This window comes from Paenibacillus allorhizoplanae (assembly GCF_927798215.1).
Lineage (GTDB): Bacteria > Bacillota > Bacilli > Paenibacillales > NBRC-103111 > Paenibacillus_E > Paenibacillus_E allorhizoplanae.
Genome location: NZ_CAKMMW010000013.1, coordinates 53189 through 71902, shown reverse-complemented (window position 1 = coordinate 71902; position 18714 = coordinate 53189). Strand labels below are relative to the sequence as shown.

The following is an 18714-nucleotide window of genomic DNA, read 5'->3' as shown; positions in this document are numbered from 1 at the left end:
ACAGCAATAGTAGGGGATGTGCAATCAACAATAAAGGAGCACCTAAGTGCTCCTCCCCCATTACAGCTTAAAGATTTTCGTTAAATACTTGCCAGCAGCCTCGCTGTACTTTTCTTGCAGCAGTGTTCGCAGCTGAGCTTTCGCTTCAGGTGTTGGCAGTGTATTCTTCGCAAGGCCATGCAGCTCCATCCAATGCGAAGCGGTCATATAACAGGTGCTGTTCCAGCCGTTTTTCGTACCATTGGCGTTCAGACGCTCACTAATCCCCGCAATTACGATATCAGCTTTGCTCTGCAAGTCAATCAAGGCACGATCAAATTCATTCTTGGATTCTTTCGATTTCAAATCGGTCGCAGCGCGTAGAGCTTTCACATCGATGCCTTCATTCCCAGCAATGGCGTGATACACATCTACTGCGGCTTTGGAGAGCTCACCATCCGAATAACGTTCGTCCACCGTGTAGGGATCTTCCAGTAAGTTTTTGATCAACGGAAATAACTCAGAAGAAATTAATAAGGGTTTCTTGGCGAAAAAACGTCCATAAGCCGCAAGACCATCACCCGGAAGGCGATCGCGCCATAACCATGGATCTGTTTCGAGTCCAGTATGCCATTGCTCATGGACCGTTAAGGATTCAAGAGAAGGATGCTCAGGGATAAACGAAGAGAGGGGCAGAATGCCAATTTCCTTAACGAGCCTTTTCACATCTTCATACGTATCAGCTTTAATCGTTACCTCATTCATAGCCATACACATTCTCCTCCACACTAATCTTTAAACTAATTTCTTGCTTTTGCCCTACTTTATGCTCTTACTTATGAACCTTATCAATCACACCGCCACCTAGACATATCTCTCCATCATAAAAGACAACGGATTGGCCCGGCGTAACCGCTTTTTGCGGCTTATCGAAGACAACTTCACAGCTGCCGTCGGGTTGCAACGTAATTACGACACCTTGATCCGCTTGGCGATAGCGGAATTTGGCTGTACAGGTGTAGGCACCTTCTGGCTTTTTCGAAGAGATCCAGTTCACATCAGTTGCCGTCAGACCCTTGGAGTAAAGTCCAGGATGCTGTTCCCCTTGCACGACGAGCAATTCGTTTGTCTCCAAATTTTTGTCCACAACGAACCATGGCTCACCAGAGCCGGATCCACCAATCCCAAGACCTTGTCTTTGGCCTAATGTGTAATACATTAACCCGTCATGACGCCCTTTGATTTCACCATTGCGAATATCGACCATATTGCCTGGGCGAGCAGGGAGGTATTGGCTGAGGAACGTCTTGAAGTCGCGCTCTCCAATGAAACAAATCCCGGTACTATCTTTCTTCTTCGCCGTTGCAAGACCAGCTGCTTCAGCAATTTCACGTACCTTGGACTTGGGCAAGTGACCGATTGGGAACATCGCTTTGGCAAGCTGACTTTGATTAAGGACGTTAAGGAAATAAGTCTGATCCTTATTCGAATCATTTCCACGCAGCAACACGAATTCGCCTTCCTGTTCCTTCACTTGTGCGTAATGTCCAGTCGCGATGTAGTCGCCGCCTAAATCGAGTACCTTTTGCAGCAATTCCCCGAATTTAATTTCACGGTTACACATGACATCTGGGTTTGGCGTGCGGCCCTTGGTGTATTCGTCCAAAAAGTAGGCGAAAACTTTGTCGTAATACTGCTTCTCAAAATTTACTGTATAGAAAGGAATGTCGAGCTGGTCACAGACCCGTCTGACATCCTCTGCGTCTTCTTCTGCGGTACAATGACCAAATTCGTCAGTATCGTCCCAGTTTTTCATGAAAATGCCAATAACTTCATAACCTTGCTCTTTGAGCAGCAGCGCGGCAACCGAAGAATCGACACCTCCAGACATACCTAAGATGACACGTTTTTTTGTTTGCATAGCGTAAACCTCTTTTCCATCTTGCTTGACTTTGATTGAGCTGTTCAATTTGAACACTACTATTATACATGCCAATTGCTCAAATTTAAAATATTTCATGAGAATGTCATTGTTTTTCCCCCACAATACAAGGGTTTTGTGATAACATAGATACGATATACGGATGTTTTGGAATGTTTTTGCGAAAAATGGAAACGCTGTTTACCTAGATAGGGACGACCCTGGTGTTAAAGCGTGGGGTAGCAGAATGGGTAAGCATCTCAAGTTTTAGCGATATATACAGACTCCTTGATGGCATATCATGTTGAATGAGGTGTTAATTTTGAAGATTTCCACAAAAGGTCGTTATGGACTAACGATCATGATGGAATTGGCCAACCGAGTGGGTGAAGGACCGACTTCACTGAAGAGCATTGCTGAGAGACATCAGCTTTCTGAACATTATCTTGAGCAGCTTGTAGCTCCTTTACGGAATGCGGGTTTAGTCAAAAGTATCCGCGGAGCTTACGGCGGTTATATTCTTTCTAAATCTGCCGAACAGGTAACTGCAGGTGAAGTAATTCGCGTACTTGAAGGACCGATTAGCCCCGTAGATTTTACGGAAGAAGATGATCCCGCCAAACGGGACTTGTGGATTCGTATTCGTGATAGCATTGCAGATGTGCTGGACTCCACAACATTGGCGAATCTGATTTCTTTTGAGGATAAAGGTAAAAACGATAATTACATGTTTTACATTTAAGGTGACATATGGAACCTATTTATCTTGATCATGCTGCAACAACGCCCGTACATGCTGATGTATGGGAGGCTATGTTGCCTTTCTATACAACAAATTATGGTAATCCTTCCAGTACGCATAGCTTCGGCCGTGCGGCAAGAACCGCGTTGAATCGCTTCCGTGATAGTATGGCGAAATCCTTAGGCTGTTTGCCTGGTGAGCTTATCTTTACAAGCGGCGGAACTGAAAGCAATAATATGGCGATCTTTGGGATCATGCATGGGGATCAAGCTGGCAGAAAGCATATCGTAACGAGTGCGATCGAGCATCACGCCGTGCTTCATCCCTGTGAACGATTGGAAAGCCTTGGATTTGAAGTTACATACGTCCCAGTAGGTTCAGATGGACTTATTCAAATAGAAGATGTGGAAGCAGCTATTCGTCCCGATACCGCTTTAATTTCTATGATGTATGTAAACAATGAAGTAGGGACTATCCAACCCATTGAGCAAATTGGTCGGCTAGCACAAAAACTTGGCATTACCTTTCATGTCGATGCGGTGCAAGCTTTAGGGAAGATTTCCCTGAATCTTGCCGAACTGCCGGTCGATCTCGTGAGCCTGTCTGCCCATAAAATTTATGGCCCCAAAGGCGCAGGTGCCCTCTACGTTTCCAAGCATACGAAGCTGCTTCCTCACGTATTCGGTGGTTCACAAGAACGCAAGCGAAGGGCTGGAACTGAAAATATCCCCGCCATTGCCGGCTTCGCCAAAGCAGTTGAAACCATTCTTCCGCTCCAAGAACGCAACTACACACAAGCTAGTAGGCTTCGCGAACACATGATTTCCATCTTAGAACAGCAATTGGGCTGTGAGGGGTTTGTGATTAATGGGCATAAGGCTTGGCATGTCCCGCACATTCTAAACATTTCTTTTCCAGGTGTTTCTACAGAAACACTTTTAATGAATCTTGATTTAGAAGGGGTAGCTGCTGCAAGCGGCTCCGCATGCACGTCTGGCTCACTTGAAGTTTCACATGTCTTACAGGCCATGAAACTTCCAGAAAATGTGACACACTCCGCTGTGCGATTTAGCTTTGGAATGGGGAATTCTAAAGAACAAATCGAAACGGCTGCCCAGAAAGTTGCAACCATTATAGAGCGGTTGCGTAATAAGTAGTACTGGGTGGTTCTAGGAGGCGTTACGCTTTGCGCAGAGCGCATGAATTAATAGGACTTCCCGTGTTAACCGTTGAGTCGGGTAAGCAAGTTGGTGAAGTAAAGGATTTATTGATTGACCCAACGTGGAACATAAGCGGCATTATACTCGAAGCGAAGACGTGGTTCTCGTCCTTACGATACATTTCATGGGAGGGAATCGTTGCTGCCGGAGAGGATGCTATAACCATACCGAACGATAGTGTCATTTGTGAATTTGGACAGAAGAATGAGTGCCATGCTTTTCTTGAGGGAAGCGACAAGATTAAGGGACTCCCGGTCATCACAGTGGGAGGGCACGAATTAGGCGTGGTAGAAGATGTTTATTTAAACCAGAATTGGGGTAAACAAATAGTAGGTTATGAATTGTCCGAAGGGTTTATTTCTGATTTAAAAGAAGGGCGAAAGTGGCTTCCCATGCCAGAATCGGCAACCATGGGGGAAGACGCAATCATCGTGCCTGGACATTGTGCTCAGGAAGTAGAAGAACTCTTCGTATCCAAAGAAGAATAGGGTGAGCATGATGCGTTGTCCAAACTGTAATTCCAAAGATATTGGAAAGATCGGTTCCCATCAATTTTACTGTTGGGGTTGTTTCATTGAACTCAGCGTAAACGGAGATAAGATGTCCGTTTATCAAGTTGAGGAAGATGGAACGTTAAGTTCTCTGGATGATTTGTTTTTTGAGGAAGAAGTTTCTCATATCCACGAGCACGTGAACTAAAGTTAACAGTTGAAGCGTTATTGGTCAGGCGAGGAATCGCTTGAACAATAACGCTTTTTTTGTCATGAGGTGCCAAGTCAGGATTAAATTGGACAGCTAGTACACATACTGTATGAACGTTACATTGAATTCAAATGACAGAGGTGGAGGCAGCATGGAACGATTTTGGAGTAATAAATGGTTTGTGGGGTTGATTTATGCCTTATTAATCTTAGTCGGGTTATATTTGCTTTTGCTGATTAAACCTATCTTGTTTCACTTTTTCACATTCATTAAAGCCATCGTGATGCCGTTTTTTATAGCGATAATCATCTCGTATATTTTAAATCCAGTTGTCACGATTCTGAACAAACGCAAAATGCCGAGAACAATTGCCGTATTATTGATTTATAGTGTGTTTATTACATCAGTGACGGTTATTATTATGAATATGACACCAATGTTTGTGGAGCAAGCGGCTGAATTAAATGAACATATGCCACAAATGGCGATGAAAGCACAGTCCCTTGTTGATGGCTTTAATCAAAATCAACTGCTGCCTGACAGTGTTCGAAATGGCTTTAATCATTCCATAGGGAAGCTGGAGACGAAGATTTCCATGGCGGTTGCGAATTACATGAATCAAATTGGGACGACGATCAATATGCTGTTTATAGCTTTCATTGTGCCGTTCCTGGCTTTCTATATCTTGAAGGATTTTCAGATTATCGAGAAAACCGCGCTAGCCATTGTACCGACGAAGCATCGCAAAAAAACCGTCTCCCTGCTCATGGACATTGATACGGCGCTTGGCAACTATATACGCGGGCAGCTCCTCGTGTGCTTGATTATTGGTGTGCTAGCTTATGTGGGCTACTGGTTAATCGGAATGCCGTACCCGTTATTGCTCGCCAGCGTTGTCGCGATCTTCAATATTATCCCGTATATGGGGCCTTTTTTGGGTGCGACACCGGCTATTATTATGGCTTCAACCGTATCGTTGAAAATGGTGCTGTTCGTCGCACTTGTCAATTTGACGGTGCAAATTCTCGAGGGGAATGTGATATCGCCACAAATCGTAGGTAAAACGCTGCACATGCATCCGCTATTTATCATTTTCGCTTTGCTTGTTGGTGGAGAAGTAGCTGGTGTTGTGGGATTGATCTTGGCGGTACCCTTCTTCGCCGTAATGAAAGTCATCATCCAGCATGTGTTCATTCACTTCGTACATAAGCAAACAACCTAGGCAAACTGATCTGGAAACAAGCAAAATACGCACAAAACCCCTTGAGCCATGACTTGCGGGATCATGGTCCAAAGGGTTTTGCACGAGGGTTGAGGAGTTAGGAAAAGGTTGTGGCCCATACGTAAACCATAAAATGGACTACGGAATAAGTGAGTAATAAACAAGCTGTTAGTATGTGTTCGATGAGAAAATTTCTATCGAAGTCATTCATTGATGAGCGACCGCTATTCTTCCCCACAAAGTGACGATAATCTTCGAAGCAAAGTCCGATTACTTTGTGGGGACCCCGAGAGCGGTAAATTTTATCGCCATTAAGAAAGCCGTTTTCAGGAACTGAAAACTTATACGTTCTTAAGTGGTAATGAAAATCATTATCAATAAACTTAGTATACTTCTATTGAGAATCATTGTCAACGGTGATTTTCTGATAAAATTAAACGAGGTAAATGACTATTTCAGATGCTTGTCTTTATCATCACTTTGGCTGTCATCTTCCTCTTTTTGTTCCTTTTGTTCTTGAAACTCGACATGCGATTGCCCCGTTATGTAGTCAAACGGATTGTATCGGCTGTCCGGAATTTGCTTCTTAATGACTGTTTTCGCCATAATGTAAATGATTAAGATGAAGATGGGGAAGATGAGTCCGAGCAAAGTAAGTGTTGAAATGTCCATATGAAGCACCTCCTTATTTCTACATTCTACAGTATGATGCCCTCATATTGACAGGCACCCCCCATAAAGTTATAATTTGCCTTATCTATATGTGAATTAAAGCGTTGATGAAACTTAGTAAGCCATAGCTCATCGTCAGAGAAGAGGTTCCGCTTGGCAGCGAAAACTGCGAAGATCGGCTGGAAGAACCTTTCGGTGCAAGGATGGCCCAAAGCTCGTTTCGGAGCGTGGATGAACTCCACCGGTTGGACCCGTTACAAATCCGCACAAGGAGATTGGATTCACTCTACGCCGTTGGCAAAGGGAGCACGAAACCAATAACCAGGGTGGTACCGCGATGATTCGTCCCTGTTAGCTGCAGGGGCGTTTTTTGTTTTTTGTAAACTTATCCTAAATATGGAGGCTCACAGAGATGAAAGCAAGTGAAATTCGTTCGAAGTGGTTGCAATTTTTCGCAAGTAAAGGGCATAAGGTTGAGCCGAGCTCCTCGTTAGTCCCGCACAACGATCCATCTTTATTGTGGATTAATGCAGGGATTGCACCGTTAAAGCCATATCTGGACGGACGTGAAATCCCAGAGAATCCACGGATTACGAATGCTCAGAAATGTATTCGTACCAATGATATTGAGAATGTAGGTAAAACACGTCGTCACCATACCTTTTTTGAAATGTTGGGCAACTTCTCTATCGGTGATTATTTCAAGAAAGAAGTTATTCCATGGGCTTGGGAGTTCCTAACGGATCCGCAATGGATCGGCTTTGATCCGAATCGGATTTCAGTAACCGTTCACGAAGATGATGAGGAAGCTTTTGACATTTGGAACAAGCAAATCGGCATTCCAGAAGAGCGTATTTATAAGTTGAAAGAAGATAATTTCTGGGATATTGGTGAAGGTCCTTGTGGTCCTTGTACAGAAATTTTCTACGATCGCGGTGATAAATACGGTGACTTGTCGGATCCTGAGTGCTGGCCTGGCGGCGAGAATGAGCGTTTCCTTGAAGTGTGGAACCTCGTATTCACACAGTTCAACCATAACTCCGATGGCAGCTACACACCGCTTCCTAATAAAAATATTGATACAGGCGCAGGATTGGAGCGTTTCGCTTCCATTCTTCAGGATGTTGACTCGAACTTCGATACCGATCTGTTCTTGCCGATCATTGAGAAAACGTGTGAGCTCACTGGTGTTACTTACCATGTAAATGAAGAGCATGATGTGGCTCTTAAAGTCATCGCTGACCATATCCGTACAGTCGCTTTCTCCGTTGGAGATGGCGTGCTTCCTTCCAATGAAGGTCGCGGTTATATCATTCGCCGTTTGCTGCGCCGAGCAGTTCGTTATGGGAAAGTACTAGGACTTGATAAACCGTTTTTATTCAAGCTGGTGTCTACGGTTGGCGACATCATGGGTGTTTATTACCCAGAGGTTGTAGATAAGCGTGAGTTCATCGAGAAAGTGATCCGTACCGAAGAGGAACGTTTCCATGAGACGTTGAGCGACGGGTTGATCATTCTTGCCGAGATGGTTCAGAAAACGCAGCAAGCAGGCACGAACCAAATCAGCGGGCCGGATGCTTTCAAACTATATGATACGTACGGCTTCCCGTTTGATTTGACGGAGGATTTTGCGTCGGAGAAGGGGTTAACCGTTGATCGTTCTGGCTTTGATGCTTCCATGAAGGAGCAGCGTGATCGCGCTCGTGCAGCAAGTAACAAAGAAGGCGGCATGAAGGTTCAAGGCGGACCACTGTCCGAATTAACGATTAAAAGCGAATTTGTTGGATATAATGAATTGGTAGTTACTGCTAATATCGAAGCGATTGTGCATGAGAATGAGCTCGTGGAGCTTGTCGGTGTTGGTGAGACTTGTCAAGTTGTTCTAGATCGTACGCCTTTCTATGCAGAGAGCGGTGGTCAAGTTAGTGATCATGGTACGATTCGTAATGGACAAGTCACTCTGCAGGTTGTTGATGTGATGAAAGCGCCGCATGGCCAACATGTACACAAGGTTATTGTTGAATCTGGCGTACTTCGCAAAGGTGACTCGGTAGAGGCGATTGTAGCGTCTGCACCACGTACGGATATCATTAAAAACCATACGGCGACTCACTTGCTGCATAAAGCACTTAAGGAAGTGCTGGGCACGCATGTTAATCAAGCGGGGTCCCTCGTTGAACCAGATCGCTTGCGGTTTGACTTCTCTCATTTCGGCTCTATCACTAGTGAAGAGCTGCAAGACGTAGAACAACGTGTGAATCAACAAATTTGGAATAGCACGAATGTAGATATTTCCCTCAAAGCGATCGCAGAAGCGAAAGCAATGGGCGCTATGGCACTATTCGGTGAGAAGTATGGCGATATCGTCCGCGTTGTACAAGTCGGCGATTATTCCTTAGAGCTCTGTGGAGGATGTCACGTTCAAAATACAGGTCAAATCGGCTTGTTCAAAATTGTAAGTGAATCAGGGATTGGCTCCGGCGTACGACGGATTGAAGCCGTTTCTGGACGCAGTGCGTATGAGTATTTGGATGGTCAACTGCAACTGTTAAAAGAAGCAGCTGGCTTGCTGAAATCGAACATCACGGATGTTCCTAAACGCGTTGATGCTACCTTACAGCAATTGAAAGAGCTGGCGCGTGAGAATGAGTCACTTCGTGGAAAGCTTGGTCGTATTGAAGCAGGTTCGCTCACGGATCAAGTGAAACAAGTTGCAGGTGTTTCCGTTCTAGCAGCACAAGTCAATGCGGCTGATATGGATTCTCTTCGTAACATCGTTGATGAAATGAAAGGGAAGTTGGGGTCGGCTGTTATCGTTCTCGGTGCTGCTGCAGAAGATAAAGTCAATCTAGTGGCTGCTGTAACACCTGATCTGGTTTCCAAAGGCTTCCATGCGGGTAAAATTATTAAAGAAGTCGCGGGGGCCGTTGGCGGCAGCGGTGGCGGTCGTCCAGACATGGCGCAAGCCGGTGGTAAGGATGCATCGAAATTGCAAGCGGCGTTAGCGAGTGTCGAGGGGCTGCTTTCCCAATTCGTATAATTATTTTTCTAATGGACAGGAATTTTTAAAACCATAGAGAATATATCACATGTATAACGCAAGTTTTTTCAATTATTTTACAAAGGTCACAAGGAAGTGGGGTGCTCCTGATGAGTTCCATGGACAAAACGATGAAGTTCAATGTGAAGGCGGAAGAGATCGAAACTTCGCCGAAGGATGTATTGCTGGCGGTGTATGATGCTCTTCAGGAAAAAGGGTATAATCCGATTAACCAGATTGTTGGTTACTTACTTTCGGGAGATCCTGCCTACATTCCGCGTCACAATAATGCGAGAAGCCTCATTCGTAAACGGGAACGGGATGAACTGATTGAAGAATTAGTTCGTGCTTATCTGGGTCAACACAAATAGAAGAAAAGAGAACCAGCATGAGATGGATGGGCTTGGATTATGGGGATAAAACCATTGGTGTCGCATTAAGTGATGAGCTTGGATGGACGGCCCAAGGGCTTGAAGTGATTCGCCGCAATAAGCCGGGAGAAGACATTGAACGGCTTATACAGATTGTTAATGAATATGGCGTATCGCAGGTTGTAGTGGGGTTGCCCAAGAATATGAACAATACGATTGGCCCCCGCGGCGAGATTGCGATTGCCTTTTCGCAAGAATTAGAGCAAAAAATCAGTGTACCAGTACACCTATGGGATGAGCGATTAACAACCGTAGCTGCGACACGGACGCTTCTTGAAGCGGATGTAAGTCGGAAGAAACGGAAGCTAGTCATTGATAAGATGGCTGCACAGCTAATTCTACAAGGGTATATGGATGCCAATATGAAGAGGTGAATGAACATGTCCAAAGAAGAATTGCGTGAAGAAGAACCAGAAATCATTTACATCCCGGACGATGAAGGCAACGAAGAAGAGTTCGAGGTTATCATGAAATTCGAAGTGGACGGTTCAGATAAGAAATATATGATGGTTGTGCCTACAGACGGCGGAGACGAAGAATCCGACGAAGTGTATGCATTCCGTTACGAAGAAGACGACGATGGTGAGGATTTGAAGCTATTCACCATTGACGACGAAGAAGAATGGAACATTGTGGAAGAAACGTTCAACACCTTAATGGCGGAGTTCGATGAGGAAGAAGAAGCATGAGTTTGACAACACCTTCTGATGTATTGCGCAAAACTTATGGGGATGATATTCTGTTGTCTGACGACCAAAGTGAGTCGACGGTGTATCAACTTCTGAAAGAATTCGTCTATGAGAACCAAACATATGCTGTTATGCAATCGGAAGCCTTGAAGAAGGAAGAGGAAGTTGCTCTTTTTCGTGTCATTTCGGGTGCTGACGGTGAATATGAACTAGTTACCATTGACGATGACGATGAGTGGGAAACGGTTTCGGAGTTATACGACGAAATGGTTTTCCCTGAGCAAGACGATTTGTGAGAAGTAGATAACCGAGCGGATGAAATCCGCTCGGTTTTGTTGTGCATATGGTTAATGCTAGTATGGTAAGCTACAGCCAAGGCTTGATGATGGATGTTTTTAGGAGGAATCGAAGCGTTGTGAATATGGATGATGAGTATGAAGAATTACAGAAGCCTAAGCGTAGAGTTCTGAAATGGGTATTGATTAGCTTTAGCATCGTCGTGTTGCTTGTTCTCGGTACTGCAGGTGGCATTGGATTGTTTATTGCAAGTGCGCTGCAGCCAGTTGATGCTTCTGACCAAGAGGTCCGTGTATCGATTCCGCAAGGCTCCAGCTCGATACAGATCGCAGATGAATTAGAAACGAAAGGTCTTATTAAGAATTCTTCCATTTTCACGTACTATTTAAAGTTTAAAAAGCAGGGCTCCAAATTTCAAGCTGGTGAATATGCGATGAAGCCAGGTATGACATTTGAAGCGATGATTGATAAGCTCAACAAGGGAGATGTTGTGAAGGAAGAAATGATTCGCATCACGATTCCTGAGGGCTTTACAATTGAGCAGATCGCCACGAAAGTGAGCGAACAGAGCACTTGGAAGAAAGAAACGTTTCTGGGGCTTATCGATGATCCTGCGGGCTTTAAAACTGAGTCAACGCTATCCATTCCGGACACTAAAAATATCAGACATCGACTAGAGGGATATATATTCCCTGAAACGTATGAATTTAAGAAAGGCTCTACCGAAAAGGAGTTTGTCGAACGTTCATTAGACCAACTAGACAAGATGCTCGCGACGCTTCCACCTGATTGGAAGGACAAGTTAAAGTCTCGTAATCTCTCGATACACCAGATGCTGACGATTGCTTCGTTAATTGAGCGGGAGGTTGTTGTTGATTCGGAGCGTGCTACTGTTTCCGGGGTCATCGTGAATCGTTTGAAAATGAACATGCCGCTTCAGATTGATGCGACGGTACAGTATTTATTCGATAAGTCAAAGGAGCGTTTATTGGAAAAGGATCTTCAAATCGAGAGTCCATATAACACGTATTTGAATACTGGCTTGCCACCAGGTCCGATTGCGAGTCCTAGTCTAGCCTCGATTAAGGCAGCTATCTATCCGGAAGAAACGAAATATGTATTCTATGTAACGAAGAAGGATGGAACTATGGGCCATTTGTTTGCAGAAACCTTTGAAGAGCATAAGAAGAATATTGCCAATAGTAAGAAGGCCACGAATTAAGTTGACAGAAGGTAGGTAAGTACGTGAATAAACCAGAATTAGTCATCAGCTGTGGTTCAGTCGCTGATTTGAAACAAATGATACTTGCAGGTGCAGATGCCGTTATTATCGGGGAAGATCGCTATGGGCTTCGGCTGCCAGGTGAAGTGAAGCTGGACGAGATCGGGGAAGCCGTCGCATGGGCTCACGAACGGAACGCGAAAGTGTATGTCGCGGTCAACAATATTTTGGACAATCAAACACTCGAAGGTTTAAAAGAGTACTTAGCCGCCCTTCAGGCAAATGATGTTGACGCCATTATTTTCGGAGATCCAGCAGTCCTTATGACGGTTCGTCAATTACCTAAGTCGCTGCCTCTTCATTGGAATGCGGAAATGACTTCAACGAATTACGCAACAGGGAATTATTGGGGCAAGCAAGGCGCAGTTCGAGTTGTTCTCGCAAGAGAGTTGAACATGGAGCAGGTGCTGGATTTTAAAGCGAAGTCAGATATTCCTGTTGAAGTTCAAGTGCATGGAATTACGAACATTTATCACTCCAAGCGTGAGCTTGTCAAAAATTATATGGCACATCAAGGAACAACGCCGGAAGAGGATCGTTCGAAAGGACGAGGGCTATTCCTCATTGAGCACGAACGACGTGACCAACGGTATCCTGTCTACGAGGATTGCAATGGCACGCACATTATGAGTTCTGAAGACTTTTGTATGCTGGAAAATTTGCCAGAGCTTATCGACGGCAATGTGGATAGTTTGAAAATTGAAGGCTTGCTCAAATCATCGCAGTACAATGAAACGGTCGTGAGGAGCTATCGCGCTGCGATTGATGCTTATCTTGCGAATCCCGAAGGCTATGAGTTTCAGCAAGAGTGGCTGGATGCGATTGTGGAGCTTCAGGATCCTGAACGTGAACTTAGTTTCGGATTTTTCTATAAAGAACAGGTATATTGATCGAAGAAAGAAGGTGCACTCCTAGATGACGACAGCCGTAGAAGCACGAGCCAGGGGTAAACGTGTAAGACTTGATAAGCCGGAGCTTCTAGCTCCAGCTGGTAATTTGGAAAAGCTGAAATTTGCGATTCATTATGGCGCAGATGCTGTATATATTGGAGGACAAAAGTATGGTTTGCGTTCAAACGCCGACAATTTTTCCAAAGAGGAAATGCGTGAAGGCGTCGAATTTGCGAAGCAGTATGGTGCCAAAGTATTCGTAGCAACGAATATCTACGCACATAATGAGGATATAGAAGGGTTAGATGAGTACTTACGAGGACTGCAGGAGGTTGGTATTTCAGCTATCATCGCCGCAGATCCCATCATCATGGAAACGTGTCGACGTGTTGCTCCTGAGCTGGAAGTCCATGTTAGTACGCAGCAGTCGGTAATGAACTGGCAAACGGTACAGTTCTGGAAAGATCAAGGGATCGAACGTGTCGTATTGGCGCGTGAGGTTAGCATGCAGGAAATCGATGAAATCAAAGCGCATGTGGATGTCGAAATTGAAGCTTTTATTCATGGCGCCATGTGCAGTTCGTATTCGGGTCGCTGTGTGTTGTCCAATCACTTTACAGATCGAGACTCGAACCGTGGCGGCTGCTCCCAATCATGCCGTTGGAAATATGATCTATTCACCAAGGATCATCCGCTTGATGCACCGTTGGCAACGGATTTTCCTATGTTTGCTGAGGATGACGATGCATTCACCATGGGCTCCAAGGACTTAAGCATGATTGATCATATAGCGGATATGATTGAATCGGGTGTGGATAGCTTTAAGATCGAAGGCAGAATGAAGAGTATTCACTATGTGGCAACAGTCGTGAATGCCTATCGTCAGGCGATCGATGCTTATTTCGAAGATCCGGAGCATTTCAAGCTCAATCCTGTGTGGCAGGATGAGATTCATAAAGCGGCGAATCGACCTTTGAACGATGGATTCTTTTATGAAGCGCCAGGTCATGAGGATCACATTTTTGAACCAGAGGATAAGGTCGTTGGCTTTGATTTCGTTGGATTGGTTATGGGGTATAACGCAGATACTGGAGTTGCTCTTATTCAGCAAAGGAATCATTTCAAGCCTGGCCAAGAAATTGAGTTTTTCGGCCCTGAAGGGACGCATTTTAAACAAACGGTTGGCGTAATCCAAGATGAAGCGGGTCAAGAATTAACCGCGGCTAGACATCCCTTACAGTTAGTTCAGATAAAAGTGGATTTACCTGTAAAAAAATGGGATATGATGCGTAAGAAAACAGGAAAATAGTACCATGGAAGCTTTCTCCAGTGTGAGTTATATTGGAGAAAGCTTTTTTTATTCTTTTATATCGTTTTATAGAGGATATTGGAAATGAATGTCGAAATTTACGTGTAACAATGCATGTAAACCTTTTCATTTGAGTAAACAATCAAAAGAAGGTAATTAGAAACTAATGGTGGTGAACGAAATGACAAAAAAACTCCAAGGTATCCGCTCCATTTTAAACAAAGTAGTTCAAGCAACTGGTCAAGTTCGAAGGGGTCGAAATGTTGACACTGCAGGTGGTGGATCAGCTTCACCGAATGGTACATACGCGTTCAAAGGTCCGAGCAACATTAAGCTCGAAAATCCTGTGAAATCTGTTGGTATGAAGTTATTTCTGATGTTTTTTATTAGTATTTTGTTTTTCGTTCTTGTAGTAGGGATGATTTCGTATTCTGTCTCCAAAAGTGTAATTAAGAATAAGGTGTCCGAATCCAGTTTACAAACCGTGACACAAGCAGGTCAGAAATTAGATTTCCTGTATCAGACCTTTGATGATGTATCGTTACAAATTATGCTCAATAAAGAATTGCAGGATTTACTTGATAAGGTTCCTAAATTGGAGGCATCCTCCTATGAAGCACTAGATGTTACACGTCAATTGACAGAAAAATTAAACGTAGTGACCTTCTCCAACAAATCAATTAAAACGCTTCATTTGTATCGTCCAGATGGTAAGTTGATTGTGATTACTGGAGCTGGTGGCTCTCCGGCAACTGAAAATTCAGCTTCGACAGAGTGGTTTAAAGCAACTGTAGAAAACGCGGGTAAAGTAACTTGGTTAGACAGTCAAGTCAAAGGATACTCAAGCAGTTCAACGAATACGTTTGCGATCAGCCGTCTGATGCGTAATACGTTAACGAACTCGTCAACAGCTGTTTTAGTTATAGAGCTGAGCACAGACATCTTGACGAAAGAGTTAAGCGGCATGTCTTTAGGAGATGACAGTAATGTCATCATTACGAATCAGAAAAATATAAATATCGCATTAAAAGATTTGAGTCAAATTGGCAAGGAATCATCTATCCAACTTACGAAGGAACAACTTGAAGAAGAACATGGTTCCTTTATCACGAAAGATGATCACTTGGTTGCATTCTACAAGTCAGCCGTATCTGGTTGGAACTTGGTTGGTGATATTCCAGTTAGTGCGCTAGTGAAAGATGCGAAGAAAATTTACAACTACACGCTTCTGATCGCCTTATTTGCAGCGATTGCAGCTGTCATCATCGGTATCATCGTAGCTAGAATGATTGGTAGTCCACTCATTAATCTGCGTAACCTGATGCAGCAAGGTGCCAAAGGTAAACTTACGGTTCGCGCTAATTACAAGTCCAAGGATGAGATTGGACAGTTAGGTGCAAGCTTTGACGTCATGATGCAGCAGATCACGACATTGGTACAGCAAACAAGTACATCTGCACAAGCTGTATTTGAAACAGCGCAAGAATTGACGAACTCTTCTAAAGTAACGGCAACAGCTGCAAGAGAAATTGCTGTAGCGACGGATGAGATTTCCAATGGCGCAGGCGGTTTGGCGACGGAGTCTGAGAAGGGCAACGAGCTGACGCACCATATCGGCATTCAAATGAAGCAAGTTATTGAAGCCAATCTTGAAATGGGAACTGCGGCGGCCGATGTACAAACGTCCAGTGAGCTTGGAACGAAGTACATGTCAGAGTTGATTGCCAAAACGAATCTGACGGAAGAAATGATCCGCTCCATGGTTGATAAAGTGGATAAACTGAAAGAAAGCACACGTTCGATCCGTAAAATTTTGGATCTGTTGAATAACATTTCGAAGCAAACGAATATCTTGTCTTTGAATGCCACAATTGAAGCGGCACGTGCAGGTACAGCGGGCAAAGGCTTCATGGTCGTTGCGGATGAAATTCGTAAGCTTGCTGATCAGTCCAAACAATCTATCGATGTTGTTGGGCAAATTACGGAAACGATTCAAGGCGAGATCGATGAAACCGTTAAAGTTCTTTCAACAGCAACCCCAATCTTCCAAGAGCAGATCATGGCTGTTAAAGAAGCAGATACGATTTTCAAACAAGTAACGAATCACATGGGTGGCTTTATTGTTCAGTTGAGTACCGTTAGTGATTCCATTTCTACACTAGAACAATCACAAGTGGTACTGTCAGATGCCATGACGAATGTTAGTGCAGTTGCTGAGGAATCGTTGGCGACTTCCGAGGAAGTGGCTTCCCTAAGTTCCGAACAGCTGAGTATTAGTGATGGTTTGGTGAAATTGTCGGACAAGCTGGATCAACTGTCCCAATCATTGACCGATACTTTATCCAAATTCGAAGTGTAATAGCAAGTCAAGTCCACTCTCCATTAGGAGGGTGGATTTTTTTGTGTTTTCGAAGTGCGGAAGCGGTTTGATGTGAAGCCAGAATGCCGATACTGAAAGCAATAAGGTCATTTGAAGCATATAAAAGGGGATCGTATCATGAGTGAGAATCAATTATCATCGATGGAGAAGAGACGTATGTTTTTGATGCTCTTTTTGATTCTGCTTTTATTTGCAGGTATATTCGGCAAGTTGTTCTGGATCCAAATCGCGGCAACGGAAAGCTACTCCTCACGAGGAATCAATTTGGTGAAAAATTCCGTGGTTCAAAGGCAACGCGCACTTGTCTTAGAGAGCGGAAGAGGCGAGATCCTGGATCGCAATTTACAGCCTTTGACTGGTAATATTGTGAAAGCACTAGTCGCTTTCCCGATCAATAGCGAATTTGCTATGAATGGTCAGGAAGTGAGCCAACTAGCACGTATTTTGAAGACGAATAAAGAAAGTTGGTTATCCTTTGCTCGTAATTTGAAGGAGCCGCAAGTATGGGGGACGCAAGATGGGGGGAAGGCACTCTCGTTGAGTTCGCAACAGGTGAAGGAGATAGATCGGTTAGGGTTAGCGAATATTAAGGTTGTTGAAATGGAAGATCGTTATCCTACTGGCATGACAGCTCGTCAGTTAATTGGCTTTATCGGTCAAAATCCAGATCGTGTCATGCAACTCTACGGCTCAGATTTGGAAAAAGGGCGACTTGCTCTGACTTCGAAGATTGGCGGAGCAGGCCTTGAGAAGTCGTTCGACGCATGGCTTCGCGGTGTGGGTGAAACCTCGATATCCTATTTCACGGATGCGGGGAAGAGGCCTCTAGCGGGATTGGACGCACGGATGATTGCACCGGATAACTCTTTCTACCCTGTAAAGCTAATTACGACCTTAGACAGCCATGTGCAGCAGCAAATTGAAGCACTAATGGATAAGCTGAATATTCGTGAGGGAGCGGCAGTTGTGCAAGAGGCAGCACAAGGCGATGTTATCGCGATGGCGAGCAGGCCGAACTACAATCCTTTACAAGTAGATCTTGCCAGTAATAATTGGAGTAATTATGCAATCAAGGCGACGGCGCCTGGTTCGATTTTCAAAACAATTGTAGCCGCGGCAGCGTTGGATGAGAAGGTTGTGACACCTACGGAAACGTTTGATTGTGAAGGCGCGCTTGGGAAGTACGGCTTTACATGCTGGCGGAAAGATGGACATGGACCTTTAACCTTAGAAGAGGGATATGCGCAATCGTGTAATATCGTGTTCGCGAATGTCATGCGGCGTCTAACAGCCACTCAACTAGAGAAATATGCCGATAAACTAGGTGTGTTAAATGAGGTTGGCTGGACAGGGAAAACGGATACGAGAGATGCTTTTGAACAATTTGATTCCGAAGAGAGAGGGCAATTATTTGCTGCACATACCCCAGAGAATGATGAGGGGGTACTCATGCAAACGGCGATTGGTCAAAGGGACGTCAGAATGACGCCACTACAGGCGTCAAATATGGTTGTGACCTTGTTGAATGATGGGAAGGGCTTTACCCCTAGAGTTGTGAAAGAAATTCAGTATCAAACGGGACGTGAGATGGAAGCATTTCCTGTTAAAAGCTTAGCTTCGGATGATGGCAAAATATCAGCAGCAACGAGTCGAACCTTACTGAACTGGATGAGGGAGGTTGTTACTGAAGGAACAGGTCAAAGTCTGCAAGGTGCGAAGTGGAAGCTGGCAGGTAAATCAGGGACAGCACAGATTCAAAATGGTAATCAAGAGAAAGTAAATCAATGGTTCATTGGCTATGGACCTGTGGAGACTCCTCGTTATGCGGTATCCGTCGTGATTAAAAATACGGACCCAACAGAAAGTAATAAGGCGATTCCTTTATTTAAGGGGATCATGGACATTTTGGCGAGCCAAGGGTTGTCAAACAGCAAATAA

At 44.4% G+C, this 18714-nt stretch carries 19 protein-coding genes; 16 read left to right on the top strand and 3 right to left on the bottom strand.

The genetic code is table 11. The annotated features are described in order from the left end of the window. Positions 1-60: 60 nt before the first annotated feature. On the bottom strand, positions 61-750 hold the full coding sequence (locus L6I86_RS20485; protein ID WP_236290090.1) for an AlkZ-related protein: 690 nt from the start codon (positions 748-750) through the stop codon (positions 61-63). A 61-nt stretch (positions 751-811) separates the two neighbouring features. After that, entirely contained in the window at positions 812-1900 is a 1089-nt protein-coding gene (gene mnmA, locus L6I86_RS20480; RefSeq protein ID WP_236290088.1) for a tRNA 2-thiouridine(34) synthase MnmA, read from the bottom strand. A 322-nt stretch (positions 1901-2222) separates the two neighbouring features. Here mnmA and cymR point away from each other — a divergent pair, with 322 nt between their 5' ends. The 5 genes from cymR (at position 2223) to L6I86_RS20455 (ending at position 5786) form a co-directional block, all read left to right on the top strand. Then, positions 2223-2642, top strand: a complete 420-nt coding sequence (gene cymR, locus L6I86_RS20475) for a cysteine metabolism transcriptional regulator CymR (RefSeq protein WP_056610615.1) — start codon at positions 2223-2225, stop codon at positions 2640-2642. An 8-nt stretch (positions 2643-2650) separates the two neighbouring features. Beyond that, a complete protein-coding gene (locus tag L6I86_RS20470) occupies positions 2651-3799 on the top strand; it encodes a cysteine desulfurase family protein (RefSeq protein ID WP_236290086.1) in 1149 nt (382 codons plus the stop codon). A gap of 29 nt (positions 3800-3828) precedes the next feature. Continuing rightward, positions 3829-4350, top strand: a complete 522-nt coding sequence (locus L6I86_RS20465) for a PRC-barrel domain-containing protein (protein ID WP_056610460.1) — start codon at positions 3829-3831, stop codon at positions 4348-4350. A gap of 7 nt (positions 4351-4357) precedes the next feature. Further along, positions 4358-4561, top strand: a complete 204-nt coding sequence (locus L6I86_RS20460) for a hypothetical protein (protein ID WP_028555750.1) — start codon at positions 4358-4360, stop codon at positions 4559-4561. A gap of 154 nt (positions 4562-4715) precedes the next feature. Further along, a complete protein-coding gene (locus L6I86_RS20455; protein ID WP_236290084.1) occupies positions 4716-5786 on the top strand; it encodes an AI-2E family transporter in 1071 nt (356 codons plus the stop codon). Positions 5787-6236: 450 nt separating this feature from the next. On the opposite strand, the gene L6I86_RS20450 is transcribed toward L6I86_RS20455, so the two are convergent. Then, a complete protein-coding gene (locus tag L6I86_RS20450; RefSeq protein ID WP_236290082.1) occupies positions 6237-6458 on the bottom strand; it encodes a DUF3951 domain-containing protein in 222 nt (73 codons plus the stop codon). Between the two features lie 153 nt (positions 6459-6611). On the opposite strand from L6I86_RS20450, the gene L6I86_RS20445 reads away from it, so the two are divergent. From L6I86_RS20445 to L6I86_RS20395, 11 genes are all read left to right on the top strand, one after another. After that, the gene (locus tag L6I86_RS20445; protein ID WP_236290080.1) at positions 6612-6779 is read left to right on the top strand and encodes a hypothetical protein; all 168 of its coding nucleotides are present in this window, start codon (positions 6612-6614) and stop codon (positions 6777-6779) included. Positions 6780-6870: 91 nt separating this feature from the next. After that, positions 6871-9498 (top strand): alanine--tRNA ligase, encoded by a 2628-nt coding sequence (gene alaS, locus L6I86_RS20440; protein WP_236290078.1) that lies wholly within the window; start codon positions 6871-6873, stop codon positions 9496-9498. 110 nt (positions 9499-9608) lie between these two features. After that, entirely contained in the window at positions 9609-9869 is a 261-nt protein-coding gene (locus L6I86_RS20435) for an IreB family regulatory phosphoprotein (RefSeq protein WP_028555746.1), read from the top strand. 17 nt (positions 9870-9886) lie between these two features. Continuing rightward, the gene (gene ruvX / locus L6I86_RS20430) at positions 9887-10303 is read left to right on the top strand and encodes a Holliday junction resolvase RuvX (protein ID WP_056610483.1); all 417 of its coding nucleotides are present in this window, start codon (positions 9887-9889) and stop codon (positions 10301-10303) included. Between the two features lie 6 nt (positions 10304-10309). Continuing rightward, positions 10310-10618 carry a DUF1292 domain-containing protein gene (locus tag L6I86_RS20425; protein WP_056610485.1) on the top strand — a complete coding sequence of 103 codons (309 nt, stop codon included), beginning with the start codon at positions 10310-10312 and terminating at the stop codon, positions 10616-10618. Beyond that, a complete protein-coding gene (locus L6I86_RS20420; protein ID WP_056610487.1) occupies positions 10615-10914 on the top strand; it encodes a DUF1292 domain-containing protein in 300 nt (99 codons plus the stop codon). Before L6I86_RS20425 ends, L6I86_RS20420 begins: the two co-directional genes overlap by 4 nt. Positions 10915-11039: 125 nt before the next feature. Further along, positions 11040-12137, top strand: coding sequence for an endolytic transglycosylase MltG (gene mltG, locus L6I86_RS20415; protein ID WP_236290300.1), 1098 nt, complete (start codon positions 11040-11042; stop codon positions 12135-12137). 77 nt (positions 12138-12214) lie between these two features. After that, the gene (locus tag L6I86_RS20410) at positions 12215-13087 is read left to right on the top strand and encodes a peptidase U32 family protein (protein WP_236290298.1); all 873 of its coding nucleotides are present in this window, start codon (positions 12215-12217) and stop codon (positions 13085-13087) included. Positions 13088-13112: 25 nt separating this feature from the next. Further along, positions 13113-14396 (top strand): peptidase U32 family protein, encoded by a 1284-nt coding sequence (locus L6I86_RS20405; RefSeq protein ID WP_236290076.1) that lies wholly within the window; start codon positions 13113-13115, stop codon positions 14394-14396. Positions 14397-14577: 181 nt separating this feature from the next. Then, entirely contained in the window at positions 14578-16755 is a 2178-nt protein-coding gene (locus L6I86_RS20400; RefSeq protein WP_236290074.1) for a methyl-accepting chemotaxis protein, read from the top strand. 138 nt (positions 16756-16893) lie between these two features. After that, complete coding sequence (locus L6I86_RS20395) at positions 16894-18714, top strand: peptidoglycan D,D-transpeptidase FtsI family protein (RefSeq protein ID WP_236290073.1); 1821 nt, start codon at positions 16894-16896, stop codon at positions 18712-18714.